At 38.7% G+C, this 21763-nt stretch carries 14 protein-coding genes; 3 read left to right on the top strand and 11 right to left on the bottom strand.

The window, feature by feature from the left end; translation table 11 throughout:
- Positions 1-283: 283 nt before the first annotated feature.
- The 11 genes from QWZ01_RS04585 to QWZ01_RS04635 form a co-directional block, all read right to left on the bottom strand.
- Positions 284-1174, bottom strand: coding sequence for an NAD-dependent epimerase/dehydratase family protein (locus tag QWZ01_RS04585; RefSeq protein WP_290322058.1), 891 nt, complete (start codon positions 1172-1174; stop codon positions 284-286).
- 17 nt (positions 1175-1191) lie between these two features.
- On the bottom strand, positions 1192-1965 hold the full coding sequence (locus tag QWZ01_RS04590; RefSeq protein ID WP_290322059.1) for a glycosyltransferase: 774 nt from the start codon (positions 1963-1965) through the stop codon (positions 1192-1194).
- A 47-nt stretch (positions 1966-2012) separates the two neighbouring features.
- Positions 2013-3128: a glycosyltransferase WbsX family protein gene (locus tag QWZ01_RS04595; protein ID WP_290322060.1), complete on the bottom strand. Its 1116-nt coding sequence runs from the start codon at positions 3126-3128 to the stop codon at positions 2013-2015.
- A 53-nt stretch (positions 3129-3181) separates the two neighbouring features.
- Positions 3182-4309 carry an acyltransferase family protein gene (locus QWZ01_RS04600; protein WP_290322061.1) on the bottom strand — a complete coding sequence of 376 codons (1128 nt, stop codon included), beginning with the start codon at positions 4307-4309 and terminating at the stop codon, positions 3182-3184.
- Positions 4310-4341: 32 nt separating this feature from the next.
- Positions 4342-5055: a glycosyltransferase family 2 protein gene (locus tag QWZ01_RS04605; RefSeq protein ID WP_290322062.1), complete on the bottom strand. Its 714-nt coding sequence runs from the start codon at positions 5053-5055 to the stop codon at positions 4342-4344.
- On the bottom strand, positions 5042-6337 hold the full coding sequence (locus QWZ01_RS04610; RefSeq protein ID WP_290322063.1) for an O-antigen polymerase: 1296 nt from the start codon (positions 6335-6337) through the stop codon (positions 5042-5044). Before QWZ01_RS04610 ends, QWZ01_RS04605 begins: the two co-directional genes overlap by 14 nt.
- Entirely contained in the window at positions 6337-7599 is a 1263-nt protein-coding gene (locus QWZ01_RS04615) for a glycosyltransferase (protein WP_290322064.1), read from the bottom strand. Before QWZ01_RS04615 ends, QWZ01_RS04610 begins: the two co-directional genes overlap by 1 nt.
- A 21-nt stretch (positions 7600-7620) precedes the next feature.
- Complete coding sequence (locus tag QWZ01_RS04620) at positions 7621-8607, bottom strand: nucleotide-diphospho-sugar transferase (RefSeq protein ID WP_290322065.1); 987 nt, start codon at positions 8605-8607, stop codon at positions 7621-7623.
- A 131-nt stretch (positions 8608-8738) separates the two neighbouring features.
- Positions 8739-10031 carry a flippase gene (locus QWZ01_RS04625; RefSeq protein ID WP_290322066.1) on the bottom strand — a complete coding sequence of 431 codons (1293 nt, stop codon included), beginning with the start codon at positions 10029-10031 and terminating at the stop codon, positions 8739-8741.
- A gap of 226 nt (positions 10032-10257) precedes the next feature.
- Positions 10258-11358, bottom strand: a complete 1101-nt coding sequence (locus tag QWZ01_RS04630; RefSeq protein WP_290322067.1) for a Wzz/FepE/Etk N-terminal domain-containing protein — start codon at positions 11356-11358, stop codon at positions 10258-10260.
- A 13-nt stretch (positions 11359-11371) separates the two neighbouring features.
- Positions 11372-13864 (bottom strand): SLBB domain-containing protein, encoded by a 2493-nt coding sequence (locus QWZ01_RS04635; protein ID WP_290322068.1) that lies wholly within the window; start codon positions 13862-13864, stop codon positions 11372-11374.
- A gap of 540 nt (positions 13865-14404) precedes the next feature.
- Here QWZ01_RS04635 and QWZ01_RS04640 point away from each other — a divergent pair.
- From QWZ01_RS04640 to QWZ01_RS04650, 3 genes are all read left to right on the top strand, one after another.
- Positions 14405-19717, top strand: coding sequence for an Ig-like domain-containing protein (locus tag QWZ01_RS04640; protein ID WP_290322069.1), 5313 nt, complete (start codon positions 14405-14407; stop codon positions 19715-19717).
- A gap of 4 nt (positions 19718-19721) precedes the next feature.
- Positions 19722-20747 carry a PorP/SprF family type IX secretion system membrane protein gene (locus tag QWZ01_RS04645; RefSeq protein WP_290322070.1) on the top strand — a complete coding sequence of 342 codons (1026 nt, stop codon included), beginning with the start codon at positions 19722-19724 and terminating at the stop codon, positions 20745-20747.
- Positions 20748-21269: 522 nt separating this feature from the next.
- Positions 21270-21527: a hypothetical protein gene (locus tag QWZ01_RS04650; protein WP_290322071.1), complete on the top strand. Its 258-nt coding sequence runs from the start codon at positions 21270-21272 to the stop codon at positions 21525-21527.
- The last annotated feature ends 236 nt before the right edge of the window (positions 21528-21763 follow it).

Consider the following 21763-nt stretch of genomic DNA (forward strand, 5'->3'; position numbering starts at 1 on the left):
CGTCTTGGTTCAAAAGTAATATTTTAAAATAAATTAACTGTGATTTCGCTATTGGCCTAAGGAAATAAAAATATCTCTGCAGGCTAACAGCGATAGTTTTTGGTTTCTTATTTCTTAGATATGCACGCATATAAGAGGCCTAATCTTTCACTTTCATAATCCAATACGTTGTAAGAATAGCATTTGATACAATTGAAATGATTAAAACTTTAAATAGATATTTTTTAATAAAAAAATATCTATTTAAAGTTTACTTAAAAACCCGGGCGAGTATAAAATAGGCTTAGCTTTTAATTTTAAAACTCTGCAATACAGGCCTCGGATTCCATCCTAAAGTTGCAACGGCTTTATCATCATTAAATGTAAGCTCAGAAATCATCTTATTTAGTTTCTTTATATCAATAGGTGACTTAGAGCCAATTACATTGCCTGCGTAAGCCATCAACTTGGCGAGCCATAGGGGTATATTAAGAGGAGTACTTTTATCCAACTGCCCTGCAATCAGCTTTGACAGCTCTGAAAAGTTGGGATGATACCTGTCTGTTAAATTAAATACCCCACCAACTTTGGCAACGGCTGGAAGTATCTTTGCTACATCATCTGCAAGAACAATACTCTTTTTTGCCTTTCCTCCAGCTATGTTAAAATAATATCCAGACCCTATTCCTTTAATCATTGATTTTAAATTGCCCGGCGGGTTGGGGCCGGCCAACAATGGAAGCCTTAATATTGTACAAATAACCTTGTTTTGATCACACCAGTCTTGAACTAAAGTTTCTGCAGCTATTTTACTTTTTCCATACGCATCAGTGGCCAGTAAAGAAGTATTTTCGTTAATCTGGATTCCGGCTTCTTTGCCATAAACAGAAACACTACTAATGAATATAAAGGATTTAGGCAATCCAGAATTTTCAAGTCCTTTTAACAGGTTAGCTGTACCGGCAACGTTAACATCAAAAAAATCTTGTTTCTCACGCTCGGTTCTGGGTACAGAATGGGCCTTTCCTGCCGCATGAATAACTAATTCAAATTGCTCTTTAAAATGCGGAACTTCTGACTGAAGATTTACCTGGTAATCGCCATATGTGCGGCTCAAGGTTTTCACCTGAAGTGTACCCATTTCTGCCAGTATAGCCTTTCCCAGAAAACCTGATGAACCCGTTAATAAAATCATAATTATATACTATACTATTAAAACCAGCCCCATTTATTGAAGTAGATAAATGCTCCATGAATAGAATACCAGGTTAATCTCCAGCTTTTGTGCGATCCTTTTGCAAAATGGTGATACACCTTTGCTAATGGGTAATAGGCCGTTTGGCTAACCTGAAGTATCCTGCGGGTGAGATCGGCATCTTCAATGTACATGAATATCCTATCATCAAAATAACCCACCTCCTTAAATACTTTTGTTCTAATGAACATAAAGCAACCAGAAAGGTATGGTATGTTCAGCATTTCTTTGTCGTAATCTTTATCCCGATACTCATAACGGTCCATTCGTTCCTTAAACATGCTTTTTAAAAAGCCAGGTAAAAACCTCCTGGTAAACAAATCAAAGGGAGTAGGATTAGTTTTACACAAATATTGAGTTGATCCGTCCGGGTATAAAACCTTAGGCATAACATGGCCCACGCCTGGGTTTTGCTCCATATAATTATTCAGTAGTTCAAGAGTTCCTGATTCAAAATAAATATCAGGGTTCAGGATAAGGTGATAGTTTGACTCGTCTAATATTTTTTTGATGGCTAAATTATGGGCCGCCCCAAACCCCGGATTAGATGGATTGTGGATATAAATTACCCGTGGATCGGTGATAATATCATGTAATGAATTTGTTGGCGAATTATCAATCAACAATAACTTTATATTTAAACTGGTATTTAAAAAACTTTTTATCGCCTCTCCCAGTATAGTCCTATCATTCTTATAGCACACCAGACTACCTGTAATATCGTATTTCATTATCTTAATTTTACTTGGTTAAGAATAACCAATAGCTGAAAAATATTTTAATAATTGCTCAATTTTTTAAGCACATCTAAATAGCTGAATCCATTTTTTTCATCCGGTTCAAGATAAGCACCTTCAGACCACTCGTTCCAGGCATTAATAAATATGAAGTTATTATCATACGTTTCTTCTATCCTGATCAATTCTTTAAGCGCCCTTTCAAATTTTTCGGGCCCCGTGTTAATGAAATATCTGGCCTTATCCTTATATCTGGCCGCATTATCCCAATCAACTATTATTGATTGAAAAATTTGTTTTGATGACAGCTTATCCTTTCGTGAATTTTCTATTAATTTTTCACAAAAAACCTCGTAATCAAATGATACCTTTTTTTGATACTTATGAATAAACTCGCCTATCAAAATCTGATACTTTTCAGGAATTGACCTTAAAGTTTTTTCAATTGTTTTGCTTAATTTACTTTTCTTTCCATTCAATGAACTAAAAAGATCCCTCGGTTGAAACCGAAGAAATGAATCAAATTTTTCAAAATCCTTGCTTGTTTCGTAAGCCTTTACCGCAACAAAATGAAGCCCTCTAAGTCCCCGCTTAACAGCTTCGCTTTGAAAAAATTCAATAAAATCATCTATATCAGGAAAAATATCAGGCCTGTAAATACAAAAAACAGGCTTGTCATCAATTCTGATATACCTTGGATCACTAAAAAACTGGTATAGGTAGTCAAAATGTTTTTTCCATTCCAGCTTGTCATGATAATGATTTTGTTTAATTAAAATTTCATTGAACTTTCCATCCCAGCGTTTTGTCCATGTTTCATTGGCCCAGGTAACACAATATTTTAAATCATGATTTAAACTTTTAAACAAAGCTATAGGCTTATCTAACAGAATTTTACCATCAAACCAATAATGATAGAAGTTAAAGCCGTACACATTATGCTTTACAGCCAAATCAATTTGCCATTGTATGGTTTCCTTTTTACTCTGATCATAATAATTACCATTTAAAGGAATGCGGGGCTGATAGTGATTTTCATCTAAAGAGTAAGCCACTTTAACTCTATCCCAATCCGTATATCCCTCGCCCCACCATAAATCATTTTCGGGGATGGCATGTAATTGAGGGAAATAGAATGGTATAAATTTATTCTTCATGAAATTGAATTTGTTAAACGTAAATTTTTACTCTCGGGTAAAATATTTCTAATTTATTTTTTGCTTTTTAAGAAACGGGCGCCTGTTTTCACCAAGGGGATTTCAACAAATGTGGTTAAAAGGTATGATACCGTAAAAGTTAATCCCAACACAGCAAGTAGCGAAGAAAACCAAACAACATACTTATTTACAATACCCATATTATTAAGTAACGATATGAAAAAGGGAGTTACAAATATTACAAATATCATATGTGTTAAGTATATGGCATATGATATTTTACCTATAAAAACAAAGGGCCTCATATTTAGAACCTTTTGCAACCTATCTGAAGACAGGCAATACGCCAAAATAAAGAATGCCCCCAGGCCGGTTATCACCCAAATCAGGTCGTCATTGCCAAGTATTAATGATTGTTTTCTGAAGTAATAGTAATAATACATGGGGAGTGTATACCTGTAGGTGTAAAGGAACCAGATAACCACGATCACGATCAACTTATATCTTTGTTTTACAGATTTAAAAAAGCCAACGATTTCCTTTTGATAAAGAGCCAAAAGTATCCCTAAAGAAAAATGTATTATAAAAACTGATACCTTAAATAAAAAGTAAAGCACCACGTTAAAAACCAATAAATGCAACCAATCTGTTTTTTTGTTTATCAGATAAAGAAAAGGTATTAAAAAAGAAAATAACATCTCAATGCCTAATGACCAGTTTTGCGGAACCAGTTCGGCATTATCACCCGGGCTCAGGAAGATCAGTTGTTTTAAAAAATGGTATAAGTTTAATGGTTTACTCCAAAACTCATTAATCCATGAACTGGTATTAGGAACAGTATGCTGCACCTTGTAAAATGAATAAGCCAAAAAACTCAGGCATAGCGTAACAATATAGGCAGGCATGATCCTGAATATTCTTTTTTGATAAAATTCGCTTAAACCTAAATTTGGCTTTCTTTCCATTGATAGTGTAAGCACATAACCGCTCAATATAAAAAACAGCGAAACGGCTGCAAAACCATCATAAAAAAAATGAAACGGGCTATAATTTACTAACCTTGACTCCAGATCAATCCTGTACGCTAATACAAAATGACTGATGATGACAGACACAGATGCCAATCCTCTTAAACTATCAAGGTATTCTAATCTTTTTTCTTTGGGTTTAACAACACTCATAATTACTTTATATGGCCTCTGCTTTCAAAAAGTCAAAACTTAAAAATTCTTCTTACCGGATTAAAAGATTTGATGGCCAATCCATAAAATCCGAATAGATCATACACCATTTTAATTGAGTCTTTCTGAAACACCAGATCCTTATTCCTGCTTGATTCTCCCTCTAAGCTGTATTGCGCTATAATTCTATCTATGTAGCTGAAGTTGATATTTTTTGTTGACCATAACTTCATATTTAAAACATAATCGGCCATTAATTTATACCGCAAATCAAATGGATACTTTGCAAGAACAGAGCGGGGATACAAAATACTTTGGTGACAAATATTCTTGTTAAGCAGTTTTGCCAAATTAAATTTACCGCCGTAATTAACATTTGAATTATTGATGAGTACATCCCCGTAGTAAATAGTATCATCACGCAGCAATAGCGGCGTAAGTTCATTAATATTAATCAGCAGCTTATCATCGGCCCCAAGGAAAAGAATAAACTTCCCGCTTGCCATTGATACCCCTTTATTCATGGCATCGTAAATACCCTTATCCTTTTCAGAACACACCTTTGCGATGTGATTTTTGTATTCGCTTATAATATTTAAAGTATTATCCTTTGATAGCCCATCAACTATAATTATTTCTGTGCTTTCATTAATATTAGGTATTAAGCTTGCCAACGCGTTGCCTATATGATCTTCGGCATTATAAGTGGCTATAATAATGCTAACTAAAATATTATTTTGATTCATCTTTTTTTAAAGATAGAAAGTAGGAAACAATGATAAAAAATGGCAAAATGATAAGGATATTGATAAAGGCCGACTGCGCGTTGTAAAAATCAGGTTCTAATGTTAAAGCAAAGTTTAGAAATAAAAAATACATAAAACACCCAAAAATATTTTTAGGCAGCAAATAAAATATCTTATTCCTGAAAAAGGATGTGATCACACCAATTACAAAACAAAAGAGCGGAGAAAAAAACACACCAAAATAAACATAACTAAAAATGTTCATCCTTGGGTTTGGCCCTTTAAACTCTATACCCGGGTTATGAAACTCCATTAAAAAAAAGCCTATAGGTTTGGGCACCATTGATCTTGGAATAAGGCCTAATAAACTCAACGGACTTGCAAACAAGGCAACAAACCAATTCATAGTTGGAACCTTATCAATAACGGCGTTAGGATAAGCCATATAATAAACGTCGCCCGATTGACCAATACGATACAAAAGAAAAACGAATGGGTTGGTGTCTTTTTCAGAAACGGCAATTATGCCAATAGCCGCCAAAACTCCAATTATTCCAAACTTGTATACCAGTTTCTTTATCTTGAAAAATAAATTGTTATCTCCCCATCTCAGCGAATACAGCGCATAAATAAATATGGCGTTCCCGAATGTAACCAAGGCTCCCTTTGCTCCTGATAGCATAGAAAATATCACTACCGCAACTATACTTATCCATGTAAATATTTTAAAGCCAAAACTTTTGTTCTTATAATAAAAAAAGAAGATCGCTAAAAACACGTAACATTGAAAAATAACATCCAGGGCTCTTTTAAGTAGATTTTCAATACCCCCGCTTTCGCCATAAATTGCCAGCCTGGAATCGGCCAATATCGGAATGCCTACTAATTTGTACGAAAATAACTGTAGAGAAATATCAGTTATGCCTATAATAATAAACAACCACTTCGCAAACCTTATTTCCTGCCCTGAAATTACCAGAGGCTCGTAATTTTCCTTCTTATGTATTTTTATGGGCGAAACCGTTAAAAAGCCCAAAAAGAAAGCCGTTTGCGTAAATAAAAATGAAAGAAATAGCTTTAAAGAGATCTGGTCAACAAAAAATAAGAACAAAGGAACCACAACAGCCATTGCCGAAAAAAAAGTAGCGTAGGTAAATGGATCTAAAATGGAGATATAATATCTTCTGAATACAAAATAATATATTATAAATACCACCACATTTGCAAGCAGAAACAAAAACCAATTTTCGTATACAATAAGGAAGTAGTGAAGAGAATCCATTAAAAAGCTACTTTTAAAACTTGCTTATATATATCTGTATATTGCTGCGATATACTGGCATAACTAAATCTGTGCGCATACCCCTGAATATATTTCTCAGTAAGTTTAATATTTCGTGCCTCCATAATTGCATGGGCCAGGCTATCATGATCATAAGGATTGGCAAAAATGCCATTTTCTCCATTACGTACAACATCACGGAGTCCGGAAGTATTAAAACAAGCAACCGGTGTTCCGCAACAAACAGATTCAAGCGCTACCTGGCCAAACGTTTCAAAATATGAGGGAACAGCAACAACATCCGATGCCGAGTATATGCTATTCAAAGCCTGCATATTGTTAATTTTCCCGATAACACGAATTTTTAAATTTCCAGCCACATCTATTGTCTGAACCGAATCATCGCCAAATATAACACATAATATATTTTCATTGGGCAGAGTGGTAGCAATGACCATTAAAGCCTTTAACAATAGCTGATAACCCTTTAGCTCATCGCTTAATGCATTTACAGCGCCAAATGAAATAATAAAAGTATTGGATGGCAGATCGAGCTCTGATCTGCACTGGCTCTTATCTTTTACTACCCATATTTTTTCATCTATAGGATTATTGATCACAACAGGCGATGATGATTTCCATATTAACGATCTTTTTATTTCCTGGCTCAGCCATGAACTCACTGCAACAGGTTGTATGCTTTTTTGTGCAAATACTTTTTGTTTTCTTTTCCATGTCCATTTGTCAATATCAAGCCCACTGCTGTCTTTCGGGAAATTTGATGAAGAATACCCTTCAACAAATCTGTTTGAGTTTGATATATCTGTATATTCGGCACCCAGCATGGCCCATTTATCATGAAAAGTCCAAATTATGGGTTGTTTAATTTTGGGGAGATCCTCAAGTTTAATAGTTTCATTACCTATCCAGTGCAAATGAATAACATCAGCATCAAAAGAGCTGATTCTTTTAAGAACAGAAGATGAAAAAATATTTACCGACCTGCCAGAGGTATTTTTGCTTTTTTGTAAAAGTTTAACTGCTTTGTAGGCTATTCTTACACGTAAATAAGCCCAGATTTTATCAAGCAATGTATGTGATAAGGAGTAAACATCGGCGTTTGATGTAACTTTGTTTATTACTCCTATTTTTGAAACTATATTTTTATTCAAAGAAACAGCATCGTGAATTCTCTTCATCGCTATGCTTGCGCCTCCGTAGTTATCACTATACCCTAAATGCAAAACCTTTATTTGCGTCATTTGTCCCTATCCTAAAAAAATCTATAAATATTTCAAATAGCTAACCTTCCGTTTCAGAATTATTTTTCTAAGAAAATCAATCAGTATAGTTTTAAAAGCCAAAAAATTACCGCCAAACACCTTTTTTTCGTAAACTAAATCATGCTGCTGATCAACTAAAACAAAATTGGGGTGTACCAGGGGGCTTTCCATTTTTTCTGTATCCTGAGAAAAAAACTTATCTACAACATTGGTATGCGTTGCAGAACCTCCAAATCCTATATTTTTTATAAGATTTTTTTTGGGCACTATTGAAAGTCCCGAATTACTTGAACAGGTAAAACACCATTGATAATCCCAAGTATCGAAATTTCTTTCATCACCTTTAATATTTAAAACTTCAGAATACCATTTTAACCGGCTTACATAGGCCGGGTAATATGAAAAATAATCTTTTAAATACCCTTTTTCCCTATACTCCGAAAAACTCTTTATGTCCAGATCATACTTCTGCCATGCCCGCTTCCAGCTTGCCCATCCCCATACGTTAGCATATTTAGAGAAGTAATAAGAATAGTCGGCCTCACGTTTATAATCACTCAATAAATTGGTGCCTGTAATATGCATTATTCGTGTATCGTACTGATATTTGATCAGGAGTTCTTCGCAAAAATCAAAAAAAGAGTCGTCCGGAAGGCAATCGTCTTCTAGTATGATCCCCATTTCCACGTTGTTGAAAAACCAATCAATGGCCGATGATACCGCGTTGGCACAACCAAGGTTTTCACTTCTGAACAATGTTTCAACCTGGCAATCCCAATCTACATTTTGAAGCACCCAGTTTCTTGTTTCAGCAACAACCTTTTTATCATTTTCATTGCCGGTTCTTGGGCCATCACTCGCTACATATAAATATGACGGTTTTACCTTTCTAATTTGTTCAAAAACCAATTTCGTAGTTTCAGGACGATTAAAAATTAAAAGTAACACCGGTGTTTTTAGCTCACTTTTCGGAATGGATGATATCATAATCTTTTATTAAATACGTTTTTAAAGACTGTCAATTCCCTAAAAACCACTACACAAGGCTGGCTTCATTTAATGCTGGCAATGGTAATTGCACAATCAAAACAGATGAGCCGTTAAAAAGCCGCTTACTATTACTTCCAAAACATTGATTTAGTTTGCAACCAAAATATATGTCTTGTGGCACGTGGTATCAAAAAATAAAAATAAGAACCAAAAGCCTGAGAAATTAGTGTTGCAATAGCTGCCCCGTTGATGCCATATTTAGGAATCAGCACAAAATTGAGTCCTACGTTTACAAAAACACTACTTAATGATTTATATAAATTGTGATTATTTAAATTTTCTAACACCAGTATATTCCCCGCGCCCACTCCCCAAAAAACAAATACCCCTGTCCAGATACTAATTTTCAAGGCAAATGCTGCAGCAATGTAAGCTTTTCCAAACAAGAGGGTAATCAGCGGTTCAGATGTGAATAATATAATTACCGAAATGGAGAAACTGATCAGAAAAAGGTATCTGAACATCTTCAAAACGGTTTTATAATATCCATTATTATCTTCTTTATTTTTGATCAGAACCGGAAAAAGCGATACGGTAATGGTGCTCGGCACAAAATACCATACCTCAACTATTCTTACGGCTGCAGAATAAATACCTACCGCTTTCTCATTCAAAAATTGCTTAATCATTATCTGGTCAATTCTCATATAAATAATGATAATTACTCCTGATAAAATTATTGGCCAGCACTCCTTCAGTTTTTCTAACCCGTAAGCTTTGCTTACCTTCCAACTAAAAATACTGTAGGATGACTTTTTACTATAGTAATAAAGCAAAGCCAAGGCACCAAATGCAATTTCTACGGTACTCATAGCAACAAAATAAATGAGGCTAAGCTTGAAATATAATCCCGCTACCCTAAACAATGCACAAATCAAAAAAACGCTATTCTTCGCTATTACAACATATTTAGACTTAACTTTCGATTGGAAGAAGAGATCGATCACATCAAAAGATTGAAATATAAAGGATAAAGACAATACAAAAACAATCAATTGCATTTGTATATCATTTCTTTCGGTGAAAAAAACAATCAGGTATGAAAGTATAACAGCAACAACACTTCCAACTAAGCGCATTACTAAGCTTGTACCTAGTATGATTTTTTCATCACTCCCAACTTTCACCAAATCTTTAACAACCAAACTATCTAACCCGAGTGTTGAAACGGCTGCAAAAACACCGGTTAAAGCAAGGCCATAATTCCATTTACCAAAGTTTTCGGGCCCCAGGTACCTTGCAATCCACACGCCAACCACCAAACCAACCCCCATCCTAAGAATTTTATCACTAAAAAGCCATGACACGTTTGAAACAATTGATTTTGTTTCCTCATTACCTATTTTTATAAAATTCTTCAATTTAACTTGATTATTTAGGATGGATTGAACTTTGGTGGCAAATGCAGCTTAATTGAAAACGGTTAATATTTATATCTCAAGGCGTTTTTCAATTTAAATTACCTGCATATGTAATCGGGCAAGCAAAATTAGTTGTTACCAAAATCAGCGTTTTATAGATATACACACTTTAACTGGCAGCAGGATTTCTGTTATAAGAGATAATCTTCAAATTCCATACAAGTACCTATGCCATTACCATTTTAAACATGCGCCTGATCAATAATATAAATGATACTAAAAAAACGCCGGCAATGCCTCCCAAAATAATTCCTTTTACTTTACCAAAGCTTTCTTTATCTAAAGGCAAAATTGGTCTGTCAATTATTTGAATGAGCGGAGTTTCTTTTCGTAACGATACCTTTGCTAACTCTAAATTGGCAACCAATTGATTTAAAATTGCAGTATTGGCTTGCACATCTACCTGGCGACGCTGAGACGGAACTCTCAATATCTGCAATGCAGGGTTTGCATTTGGATTTATATCTGCCGATGAAGCCACACCGCCAATTGCGGCATCTAATTTACTGCGAACTGAATCTGTTTGACGCTGAAGTATGTTAACATTTTGAACAGATTTTTTTGTTTTGGTGTTGATGTAAAAATCTGATACCGTTTTTGCAAGTATTTCAGCAAAATACTTTGAAAAAATCTCATTCTCAGAAATTACCGTGATGTTAATGATACTTAGCTTTTTATCTATTTTATCAACCGTAAGGTTCTTTTTTAAGATTTTTGTATAAAAAAGGCTCAACACTTTATTTTGCCCTAATGAAAATTTTGATCTGTCGGCATTTGGTAAAAAATCAACATCTTTTAAAGTTGGTTCATTTTTCCAGTCGTCTCTCATTTTATTAAATGAGATATAAAGGTCTGCCAAAGTCTGCTCTTTATTATTCACTATAATAGTAGATAAAAGTACCTTTTCAACTATCGATCGTGATTTCATCAGTTCCAGTAAATTATCGCCTGAAAATGCTCCCCCTCCATTACTGCCTAAATCAATACCAAACTGACTTGCCAGCCCAAGGGCACCTCCTAACCCTCCTCCTGATGAGGATTTATCATCTTCAGTTGCAAAACTTAATTCGGCTGTATAAAGCGGTTTCTTAATAAATGCATAGCCCAGCCCCAATGCGCTTCCAACTATACCTGCTATTACTATAATTACCCATTTCGATAAAAGGAAACTCCAAACGCTCCTCATTTTCAAAATAAGTTCTTTCAAAGAAATATCCTCTGAATTATTGGCACCTGATCCGTTATCAGTTTTATTTGTTGTGGTCATAAATCAGTAATGCTTATTTGTTAAGGCTCAGAATACCCAAAATAATAGCGCCTAATGATGCCAAACCAGTTGTAAAGCCTAATATAGTTTGCGCTGTATTATTTGTACTTAAAGGCTTTTTAGGCACATAAATTTCGCTTCCAGGCTTAACAATAGGGTGGTTGTTAAAAAATAAAAATTTGGTTGTACCTTTTACCGTACCATTAGGGTACACAACATAAGCCCCCCTCCTTAATGATTTTGGGGAATATCCACCAGCATTTGAAACATAATCATTAAATGATTTTGATTTAATATAAACCACAGCACTCGGGTAAAGCACTTCGCCGTTCACACGAACAACCTGTTGCTGTTTAGGGATCCGTACCACGTCTCCATCCTCTAACAACAAATCAAGTTTGGAACCTGGTGATTTTAATATCTTAGTCAGGTCTATACCAACATAATTATTTCTTGGTTGTTCCTGTTCTTTAAATGCGGTTGTATCAGACCCCGACGCTTTATCATTTCTTTTTAAGCGTTTTGCCTGCTCAAGCCTTTCTTTTTCAATGGCTAAGGTATCTGATTTATTCTTATCCACACCTAAAATGGCTATGTTGTCACGTTTTAAAGAACCACCTTCTACATCTGCCGAAGCTGTGGTACCACCTGCACGGGCAACCAGGTCAGAAATTTTCTCATCTTTTTTGGTAATTGTATATGACCCAGGGTAAAGTACCTCCCCTTCTATCTTCACCGTTTTTTGTTTTTGATATCCAGGAAGATTATAAACCGACACAATATCATAAGGTTGCAATACAAAATTGATACTGTCTAACTTAAGCTTACTGTCAATATCAACGCTAAATACTTCCGCAACTTTACTGCTTTTTGAATGCGGGTCAGAATCATTTATTCTACGCGCAACTTCTATGCGCTTAGGGCTTGCGCCTTCCACAAAACCTCCTGTTCTGAGTATCAGGTCCTCAACTTTCATATTTTCTGAGAAAGCGATCGTTCCTGGTTTTCTGACCGAACCGTTAATGGTTATCTGGTATTTATTGCGCAAATCAAAAATGGAGGCTACATAAATACTATCTTCCCTTTGTAAAAGGATAGAAACCCGGTTACTTATGATATCCTTCACATTAAAGGAAATCATTTCCTTCTGATTATCTGGCTTTAACCTGGTGATAGTTCCCCGGTCCATAAAGGCATCCTCCTTAAGGCCTGCCGCACTTTCTATTAATTTGGCAAGCGTTAATCCTTTCTGCAATTCATACTCACCCGGGCGAAATACGGCACCTGTGATAGTAACCCTGTTCTCGAACCTGTTTAATATTGATTGAATAAAATATTTATCCCCGCGTAAAGGAATATAGTTTTTATAATCATCCTCAACAACATCAGTTAATTTACGTTGCTGATCACTTATCTGCGAAACCTTGATTCTTGCGGTATAAGCGCTATCCGTAAACCCTCCGGCATAGCCAATAACGTCTTGTAAACTTTCGCCGGGTATAACTTCAAACAAAGCCGGGATTTTAACCTGCCCCGCCAGTTCAACCCTGGTTCTGTAAGATGGAACACGTACAATATCCTGATCGCGCAATGCTATATTATCTTTCTGGCTTCCTTTTACCAAAAAGTCATAAACGTCAAGATGGCGGATAATTTTGTTATCCCGTATCACTTCAATCTGGCGTAAGCTACCATTTTCTGTAGGACCGCCTGCCGCATAAAGCGCGTTAAAAACGGTAGATAAAGATGACAGGGTATAGGTGCCGGGTTTTAACAATTGGCCTACCATGATTACCTTGATACTACGGATATTGCCTAAACTTACCTGAACTGAGGTTCCACGTCCAATAGCGTAATTGTTAGCTGACAACTTACTTTTGATTAGAGAGGTTGCAGTTTCAATGGTTTTACCACCTACATTTAATACACCTACTCCGGGAATGTTGATATTACCATCCGGCGTTACATCCAGTTTCCAGTTCACAACTGAACTACCGTAAACGCTAATATTCAATTGATCATCCGGACCAACGATATAATTAATAGGCGTAGCCACTTTTAAGTTAGGCTCAAAACTGTTGTTTTTATTCTTAAATATATCGGCACCAAATATTTTCGGCTTAAAGTTCTCAAACAGATCTTTACGCACAGCGGTAGTATCAAGAGTATCTACCCTGTAGGTTGGTTTCCTTGAACTCATGATAATGGTATCCATTGATTTACCATTATTGCCAGGCTGTTTACTGCGTATATCCCTTATTCTGGTTTGCAATTTTTGCACTTGTGCATTTGACATACCCCTGGTTTGTGCCTGCTGCAGTAATTGCACGTCACTCAAACCTGCGTTTTGTGCCTGCTGCAATAATTGAGTAATTTGCTGATCGGAAAGATCATCAACATTAACAGAAGAAATATTTTGAAGGTTGGTTTGCGCCGAGGCATTTTCAATTACTCCAAAAGATAAACAAAGGAGAAATAAAAAGACTAAGAAGTTAAGTTTAATCATAGGTCAAATCTATTAGAGCGTCTAATTTAACTCCAATAAGTAAAATATATATTTTCGCAAAAGTACTTCAAATTATTATTTTAAGAAACAATATATGGCGTTTTAATTTTCGGCAGCTATATCATGTAGCTGGCAGGCTGAAAATTATCCGTTTCTCTATATAATCTTGAAGGATACACTTTTATTCATTACGACAACAATAACCATAATGAAACAGTGTATGAAAGAATAAACAGATCCTTTACTCTTTTCCAGCTTGATAATTCATTTTATAATTGAAAGCCAAAACTGAGTTCCTCTGATTTTACCGGCATAACCTCAAATTAATGCTGGCGATAGATATTCAATTCACCAAGGTACGTCATAATCAATAATTCGCTGCCAATATCTAACCATTTTATCCATTTTCCGTACAAGGGATAACCTATAGTAACGCTGATTGTTAAGATCTGTAATTGACAACTATGTAATATCTGTCAACTAAGATACTTTCAATCAACCTTCTCCTTATTGCTTGGCTACAGAAAATAACTCAAGTTAATGAACAGGTGCTTTTCAATATTTATCTTCTTACTCATCTCCTCCAGGTTACTGGGTCAAACATGTACCCTCCAATTAAATATAACTTCAACGGGCACCACGATTTGCGCAGGTACCAGCGTATCTTTAATTGCTAACCCATCGAGCGGTATGGGCCCATATACTTTCGCGTGGAGTACGGGTGAGACAACGCAATCCATTAGTGTAAACAAAGAAGGAAATTATACTGTATCAGTTACTGACAAAACACCCGGCTGTCAACCGGTTAGCAAAAGTATTTCCATAGCGGTTTCTCCTACACCACGAGCACCAAGCGCAGCATCAAAGATAGTTTGTCAGAATAATGTGGCTACGCTTACAGCTACCGGCTCCGGAGGCACTTACCAATGGTATGATGCACCCACGGGCGGCAATTTTTTAGGCAGCGGCAACACCTACACCACAGGCCCTATCTCAAATAATACAGCTTTTTATGTTCAAACAACCGTTTCAGATTGCCCTAGCCCCAGAACAGCTGTGGCAGTATATATAGCTGGCAAGCCTACGGTACAGGGTACAACGGTGTGCACAGGCAGTCCAGCTACGCTCTCGGCAACAGGTGGCGATAGTTACGCCTGGTATGACGCCCAATCGGGTGGAAACCAACTCGCCACAGGATCAAGCTTTACGATACCTACTCTGCTCCAGACTACAACCTACTATATGGAGGCCATTGTCAGCGGTTGCGCCAGTGGCAGATTACCGGTGGTAGCCAGAGTTAACCCTAAACCTGCAGTTCCTAAGGCAACTTCAGTTAACATTTGCTCCGGCTCGGTTGCCAGTTTGCATGCAGATGTTCCGACTGGCATTATCAATTGGTTCGACACACCTACTGGCGGGATGCCATTGATATCGAGCCCTGACTTCACCACGCCGGTACTCAGCACAACAACAACCTATTATGCCCAAACATTAATCAATGATTGTGAAAGTGATAGAGTTCCTGTAGTAGTTACAGTCAATCCAATTACTGCAGCCCCTGATTCGCAAACAGTAAATGTTTGTTACGGCACTGCGCCTCTCCTTCGTGCCTCACAGACCGTCTCTGGCAACTACCAGTGGTATGACGCAGCCAAAAATGGCCGCCTGCTGGCAAGTGGTCCCACTTACCAGACACCTAAACTGACTCACTCGGTTACCTATTATATATTAAACCAGGGAAATGGTTGCCCAAGCAGTCTTTCACCTGTTCATGTTATTGTCGGTCCGGTTATCCAGCCACCCTCAGTGTCAGGAGCACTGATCTGTTCAGGCTCGATTGCCACACTCTCGGCTTCCGCCTCATCCGGTGTAACCTTTGAATGGTATGACACAGCTGCGGGAGGCACCATACTGGCAACAACATCCGTTTTTTCAACCCCTGCCCTTGTCGCTAATAAAACTTACTATGTTCAAGCCATTGAATCGGGTTGCAGCAGCACCAGGATAGCCGTACCGGTTACCGTGCTTCCGCCAACAGCTGCTCCCTCAGCATCACCACAAACTGTGTGTGCAGGTGGCCAGGCATCACTTCAGGCTACTGGCTCTGCAGGTGACTATGCATGGTATGATAGCTCAAGCGGAGGTACATTGCTCTCTAACACAGCTAATTTTGTTACGCCAGACTTAAATTCCACAACCACCTATTATGTTCAAGCTACTGCAAATGGTTGCACAAGTCCCCGTACGCCAGTTACCGTTACCGTGGCCCCGCCACCATCCGCTCCCACTGCCAGTGGAACCACTATTTGTTCGGGTTTACCTGCAAATCTGTCTGCGACCGCTGGTCCCGGCGCTACTGTCAGTTGGTACGATGCAGCAACGGGCGGCCAGCAGGTGGGTACAGGCTCAACCTTTAAAACCCCTGTATTATCTCAAAGCACAACCTATTATGCACAAAGCACCGTAGGCGATTGTGTCAGCGCAAGAACAGCGGTAACAGTAAACGTTACTCAGGCAGACGATATGGGTTTCTTGTATCCCTCAGGTACTTTCAGCAACACTGGAACCAACCCTACTCCGGTGCGGAAAAACAATACCCAGGGTACGTTCAGTGCAACACCCGCAGGGTTGGTTTTTGTAAGCAACAGCACCGGAGAGATAGATCTTCATAATTCGCTTCCCGGAGATTATGTAATTACAATAGATAGTAAAGGGTCTTGTGGGGGAACCTACAGCGCAGCAGTTACAATTAACGATAACCCAAGTCCGGAATTTTCTTACAAAGGGCGCTATTGTCAGGATGGAGTTAACCCACTTCCATTTTTCAAACCCGGGACAAGTGCCGGGGTATTAAGTGCTAAACCGTCAGGACTTGTTTTTGCCAGCCAAAGCACCGGGGAAATAGACCTAAGCGCAAGCAAGCCGGGCATTTACATTATCACTAACACCATCGATATGGGTGTTGGTGTAGATCCGCGAACTGCAACTGCCACAGTAGAAATCAATGAATCTGTCGATGTAAGAGCAGGTAATGATCAAAGCATTCCTGCGGGAACGCCCGTTCATTTATCAGGACATATCACCGGTGCTAACGGCGGAAAGTGGACAGGTGGCACGGGAGCCTTCGAGGATGCAACCGCGTTATCAACCATGTACACGCCCGCCACAGGCGAGCGTGTGGCCATACTAAGACTTACCTCCGCTGATCCGAAAAATGCTTGCGGGCCAGGATCTGACCAGGTAACAATACATTTTGTACCTGACCCTGCAGCGCCCACTGTTGCGGAAAAATCAATTTGCATGGGAAGTGCAACTACACTTACGGCAACTGCTCCGGGCGGAACGTACAGTTGGTACGATGCTCCAACTGGCGGAACCCTTCTCGGTAACGAAGCAAATTTCACAACACCGCCGCTCATCACCAGCACTACATACTATGTGGAAACAAAGGTAGGCCAACAAACCAGCATCAGGACTGCCGTAAAAGTTACCGTTAATCCACAACCAGTGGCGCCCACGGTCCCTGTTACCAATGCATGCAAAGGCCACACAGCAAATCTTCAGGCCAGTGGTTCTACAGGCACTTATCGGTGGTATGACGAGGCCGTTGGCGGAAAGCTGCTGTCTCTTAGCAACACTTATGAAACTACGGTATTAAATGCCCCTGCAACTTATTACGTGGAAGCAGTCATTCAAGATTGCGTTAGTCCGAGGACACGGGTAGATGTAGGTGTAAATCCAATACCTGACATTACCAGTGCCGAAAGCGGAGTAATTTGCAGTGGGAATGCGTTTATTTACACCATTACCGCAGACCTTCCGGCGGCTTCCTTTACCTGGAGCAGGCCAGCGGTAAACGGAATCAGCAACGCGGCCATAGCTAATCAAACTACGGCAACAATCACCGAAACACTAATCAATACTACCGGCAGCCCTATTGATGTAAACTATCTCATTACCCCTTTTAACGGTGATTGTCCCGGTGAAGTATTTACATATGTAGTTAGAGTTTATCCTACACCGGTGATAACGAGTCCGGTTGCCAAGACCATCTGTAACTCCAATAGCAGTAACTATGAAGTAAGTTTCAGTGTACCAGGAACTAATTTCAGCTGGAGCCGAGCTGCTGTTCCGGGTATTAGCAACGCCACAGTTTCCGGACAAACAGCGAGCACCATTCGTGAAGTACTATTCAATACAACTGACGCCCCGGTAGATGTGACCTATTTATTTAATTACGAAACTGCCAACTGCCAGGGCATTCCTACCCAGCTGGTGGTAACAGTTAACCCCACGGTAAAAATTATCAGTGCACCAAAAGGCATTTCCTGTAGCGGCACTCCCCAGGACTACATCATTCAGGCAAATGTATCATCTGCCACTTTTAATTGGAAGCGGGCCGCCGTAAATAATATCAGCAATGCAGCAGTTACAGACGGAAGCTCGTCTACCATAAATGAAACCCTGATCAATACCAGCACCGGCGATCTAAGCGTAACCTATATCATTACGCCCACTGCATTCGGTTGTCAGGGAAACCCTTTTATATATACCGTATTGGTAAATTCGCAGCCAATGACCCCAATAGCCAATAACAACTCACCTGTATGTTTAGGCAGTACGGTACAATTACGCACACCGCCGGTTCTGAATGCCACCTACCTGTGGACCGGACCCAACGGTTATACTTCGAATTTACAAAATTCAGATATTAAGAATGTTGCTGCGACCGCCACAGGAACCTATAACCTGTACGTGACCGTAAATAGCTGTTCCAGTTTAGCCGGAACAACGACGGTTATCATTAATGAACCTCCTCATGCCGATGCCGGTCCCGATCAGCTGGTTTGTATATCTGCTCCATCCATTCAGCTGGCCGGAAAGGTAACAGGCGGCACTGTAACAGGAGTCTGGAGAAGCAGTGGCACCGGAACATTTTCTCCGGCAAGTAACGAGCTCAATGCTAAATATATTCCTTCGGCACAAGATAGGGCGAAAGACGATGTTACCTTAACCCTATCCTCTACCAGTAAAGACGATTGTGCTATATCTACATCTGATATGCAAATCGTATTTGGCCTGTCGCCCGCAGCAGATGCGGGCCCCGACCAACAGGTGTGCGCACAGGATGTTGCTGTGCCATTAAACGGCAAACTCCTTGTTACCGGCGGTGCTAAATGGAGCACTTCAGGCACCGGTAGTTTTAATCCATCTGCTGATCAGTTGAACGCGGCTTATATACCAAGCCCGCAAGATGTCGCCTCGGGTTCGGTTACGCTTACATTATTGGCAACTGATGCCGACCCAATTTGTTATGAATCTACTGATCAGCTTCAAGTTAATTTTATCCCTCCGCCAAGCGTTAACGCTGGCACCATCAGATATGTACTCAAGGAGCGCACCATCACTTTAAATCCGGTTGTTAGTGATCCAAACGTGCAATACCTCTGGTCTCCGGATATTGGTATCAGCAATACTAAGATCAAGAATCCGATTATAACCGGCGACATCGATAGGACTTACGTACTTCAGGTCACCGATAGTAGAGGATGCGTGACCACGGATAAGGTATTTATCAAGGTTTCGCCCGAGCTCAACGTTCCAAATACATTTACCCCCAACGCAGACGGAATCAATGATTTTTGGGAAATAAAAGGGTTGATTGCTTATCAGGATGCGGTTATTGACATATTCAATCGCTATGGTACAAAACTATATCATAGCGTGGGTTACAACCAACCCTGGGACGGAACGTTTAACGGTCAGGCATTGTCACCAGGCACTTACTATTACATTATCAATACCAAAGTTAATAATCAGATCCTTTCGGGGCCGGTTACTATTTTACGATAACTCTATGTTCAGTATAATTAAAAAAACAGGCTTTATCATCCTCTTTACTGTTTTCTGCCTATCGGCCAGGGCTCAGCAAAAGCCACAGTATACGCAGTATGTTTTTAATAATTTTTTATTGAACCCGGCACTATCAGGGATAGAGAATTACACAGATGTAAAGGCAGGATACCGCAGCCAGTGGACTGGGTTGGAAGGAGCACCGGTAACCGGGTATCTGACTATTAATGCGCCGATCGGCAAAAACTTTTTACAAGGAGATGCTACAGCGTTTCCGGCAAGTGGCGGTATTAACCCTTCAAGTAGATTATATACACAACAATATCAAGCTGCGGAGCCGCATCACGGAATTGGTCTGACTATTGTTTCTGATAAAACAGGACCGATATCTCAAACCACCATCGATGCCACCTATGCTTATCATCTTGGGCTAACTGCACGACTAAATTTGGCAGTTGGGGTGGCAGCCGGCTTCAGCCATAATGTACTTAATCGTTCGCAGGTCACGCTGGTGAATCCATTAGACCCAGTGTTTTATAACATAGATAATAACCAGTGGAAACCTGATCTTGGTTTTGGTGTTTGGGCCTATGCCTCCGATTATTTTGTGGGTTTTTCCGTTCAACAACTATTACCTCAAAATCTGTTCGTTATCAGTGATAATAACGCTTATCAAAACAAAACGGTTGCCCATTATTTTCTAACAGGTGGTTTTAAGGTCTTCTTAAATGATGATATGACCTTGTTGCCTTCTGTACTATTCAAGATGATCAAGCCCGTTCCCACAACATTTGATATAAATATGAAACTGTCTTTTCAGGATAAGTTGTGGCTCGGTGCTTCTTACCGCCGGGGTGATTCTTTTGCCGCCCTGGCTGGCATAAATATTAATTCATTTGTTAACGTAGGTTACTCCTATGATTTTACAACATCAGAATTAAGAACGGTAAGTAGCGGTACCCATGAAATTGTCATTGGCATTTTACTTAATAACCGTTACAAGGTTACCTGCCCTCAACATACTTTTTGATATGCATTTCAGTTGTTTGAATGCATTAACTTGTCATAAATTTTCTTAAACTGGTTCACTGGTAAATAGCACGGCTTTAACTTTGTTCATCAAAATAATATCGTTTTAAAATTTCTACAAACAACATTTTCAAGTATTGGTAATCAAAAAATCTATCACTTGGGTTTCACATTACTTAACATCTCAAAAAAAGGATTATTTCTGCCGTTTGATTTATGTAATTGACTTACATGCCATATTCTTAAGCGTGAGCTAAACCTCCAAAACGAAAATCACATTCATTAAATTTCTATGTTAATTCCTGTCTAATGAATACTAATATATTACTTGAGCAATTAAACATTGGAGAGAAGCATCTGAGGTATAGAAAACTTGACATCATGACATCTTATACAATTAGCCTATGACAAACAGCTTTTTCCCTTCACAGATTATACATTAGCTTTACATTTCTTGTACAACTTATTGATAATCGCTAACTTGGCATAGGCATTGATAATATTAACCAACAGTTAAGTCATAATGGAACAAGAGTTTATAAAAGATATTCAAATTTTTCAGCAAGAGCTGGAAGTGATTGAGTCTAAATATTATTATTGGTTTGAGTCACGTTATGGCATCCATGCCAATCAGGAGCATGACTTGATCAAAAACCACATTCTAATTGACTATAAGGAATATAATCGTATTCTAATGGACTATGTTCCCGGATCAGAACTTCCTCCCAATATCAGAGCCGAATGCGATAAAGCATTTGAAGCCATCTTTAGACGGGATTAATTGGCTCTCTGAGCCACTCATCAAATATACAATATAGTATACCCCCTATAATTGATGTAGTGGAAAAATGTCTGAAATGATGTATAAAAAAGGTGACACTTGAAGTTCTCTTTGCAGTGATGTGGAAGTGTTGTTCACGAACATTCAAAAGCGGTTAAGTAAACCAGTTTTGACTGGTTACCAAAAAGCATGCTGTATAAAAAAGCCCTTGACTGGAATCCAGCAAGGGCATGATT

Origin of the sequence: Mucilaginibacter aquaedulcis (assembly GCF_030409325.1) — a bacterium.
Lineage (GTDB): Bacteria > Bacteroidota > Bacteroidia > Sphingobacteriales > Sphingobacteriaceae > Mucilaginibacter > Mucilaginibacter aquaedulcis.

Bases quoted from the DNA above. Each gene is read 5' to 3' on its own strand.
- QWZ01_RS04600 (WP_290322061.1), bottom strand. From the start codon at position 4,309: ATGAGTGTTGTTAAACCCAAAGAAAAAAGATTAGAATACCTTGATAGT.
- QWZ01_RS04620 (WP_290322065.1), bottom strand. From the start codon at position 8,607: ATGATATCATCCATTCCGAAAAGTGAGCTAAAAACACCGGTGTTACTT.
- QWZ01_RS04595 (WP_290322060.1), bottom strand. From the start codon at position 3,128: ATGAAGAATAAATTTATACCATTCTATTTCCCTCAATTACATGCCATC.
- QWZ01_RS04615 (WP_290322064.1), bottom strand. From the start codon at position 7,599: ATGACGCAAATAAAGGTTTTGCATTTAGGGTATAGTGATAACTACGGA.
- QWZ01_RS04635 (WP_290322068.1), bottom strand. From the start codon at position 13,864: ATGATTAAACTTAACTTCTTAGTCTTTTTATTTCTCCTTTGTTTATCT.
- QWZ01_RS04610 (WP_290322063.1), bottom strand. From the start codon at position 6,337: ATGGATTCTCTTCACTACTTCCTTATTGTATACGAAAATTGGTTTTTG.
- QWZ01_RS04585 (WP_290322058.1), bottom strand. From the start codon at position 1,174: ATGATTTTATTAACGGGTTCATCAGGTTTTCTGGGAAAGGCTATACTG.
- QWZ01_RS04640 (WP_290322069.1), top strand. From the start codon at position 14,405: ATGAACAGGTGCTTTTCAATATTTATCTTCTTACTCATCTCCTCCAGG.
- QWZ01_RS04650 (WP_290322071.1), top strand. From the start codon at position 21,270: ATGGAACAAGAGTTTATAAAAGATATTCAAATTTTTCAGCAAGAGCTG.
- QWZ01_RS04630 (WP_290322067.1), bottom strand. From the start codon at position 11,358: ATGACCACAACAAATAAAACTGATAACGGATCAGGTGCCAATAATTCA.
- QWZ01_RS04605 (WP_290322062.1), bottom strand. From the start codon at position 5,055: ATGAATCAAAATAATATTTTAGTTAGCATTATTATAGCCACTTATAAT.
- QWZ01_RS04645 (WP_290322070.1), top strand. From the start codon at position 19,722: ATGTTCAGTATAATTAAAAAAACAGGCTTTATCATCCTCTTTACTGTT.
- QWZ01_RS04590 (WP_290322059.1), bottom strand. From the start codon at position 1,965: ATGAAATACGATATTACAGGTAGTCTGGTGTGCTATAAGAATGATAGG.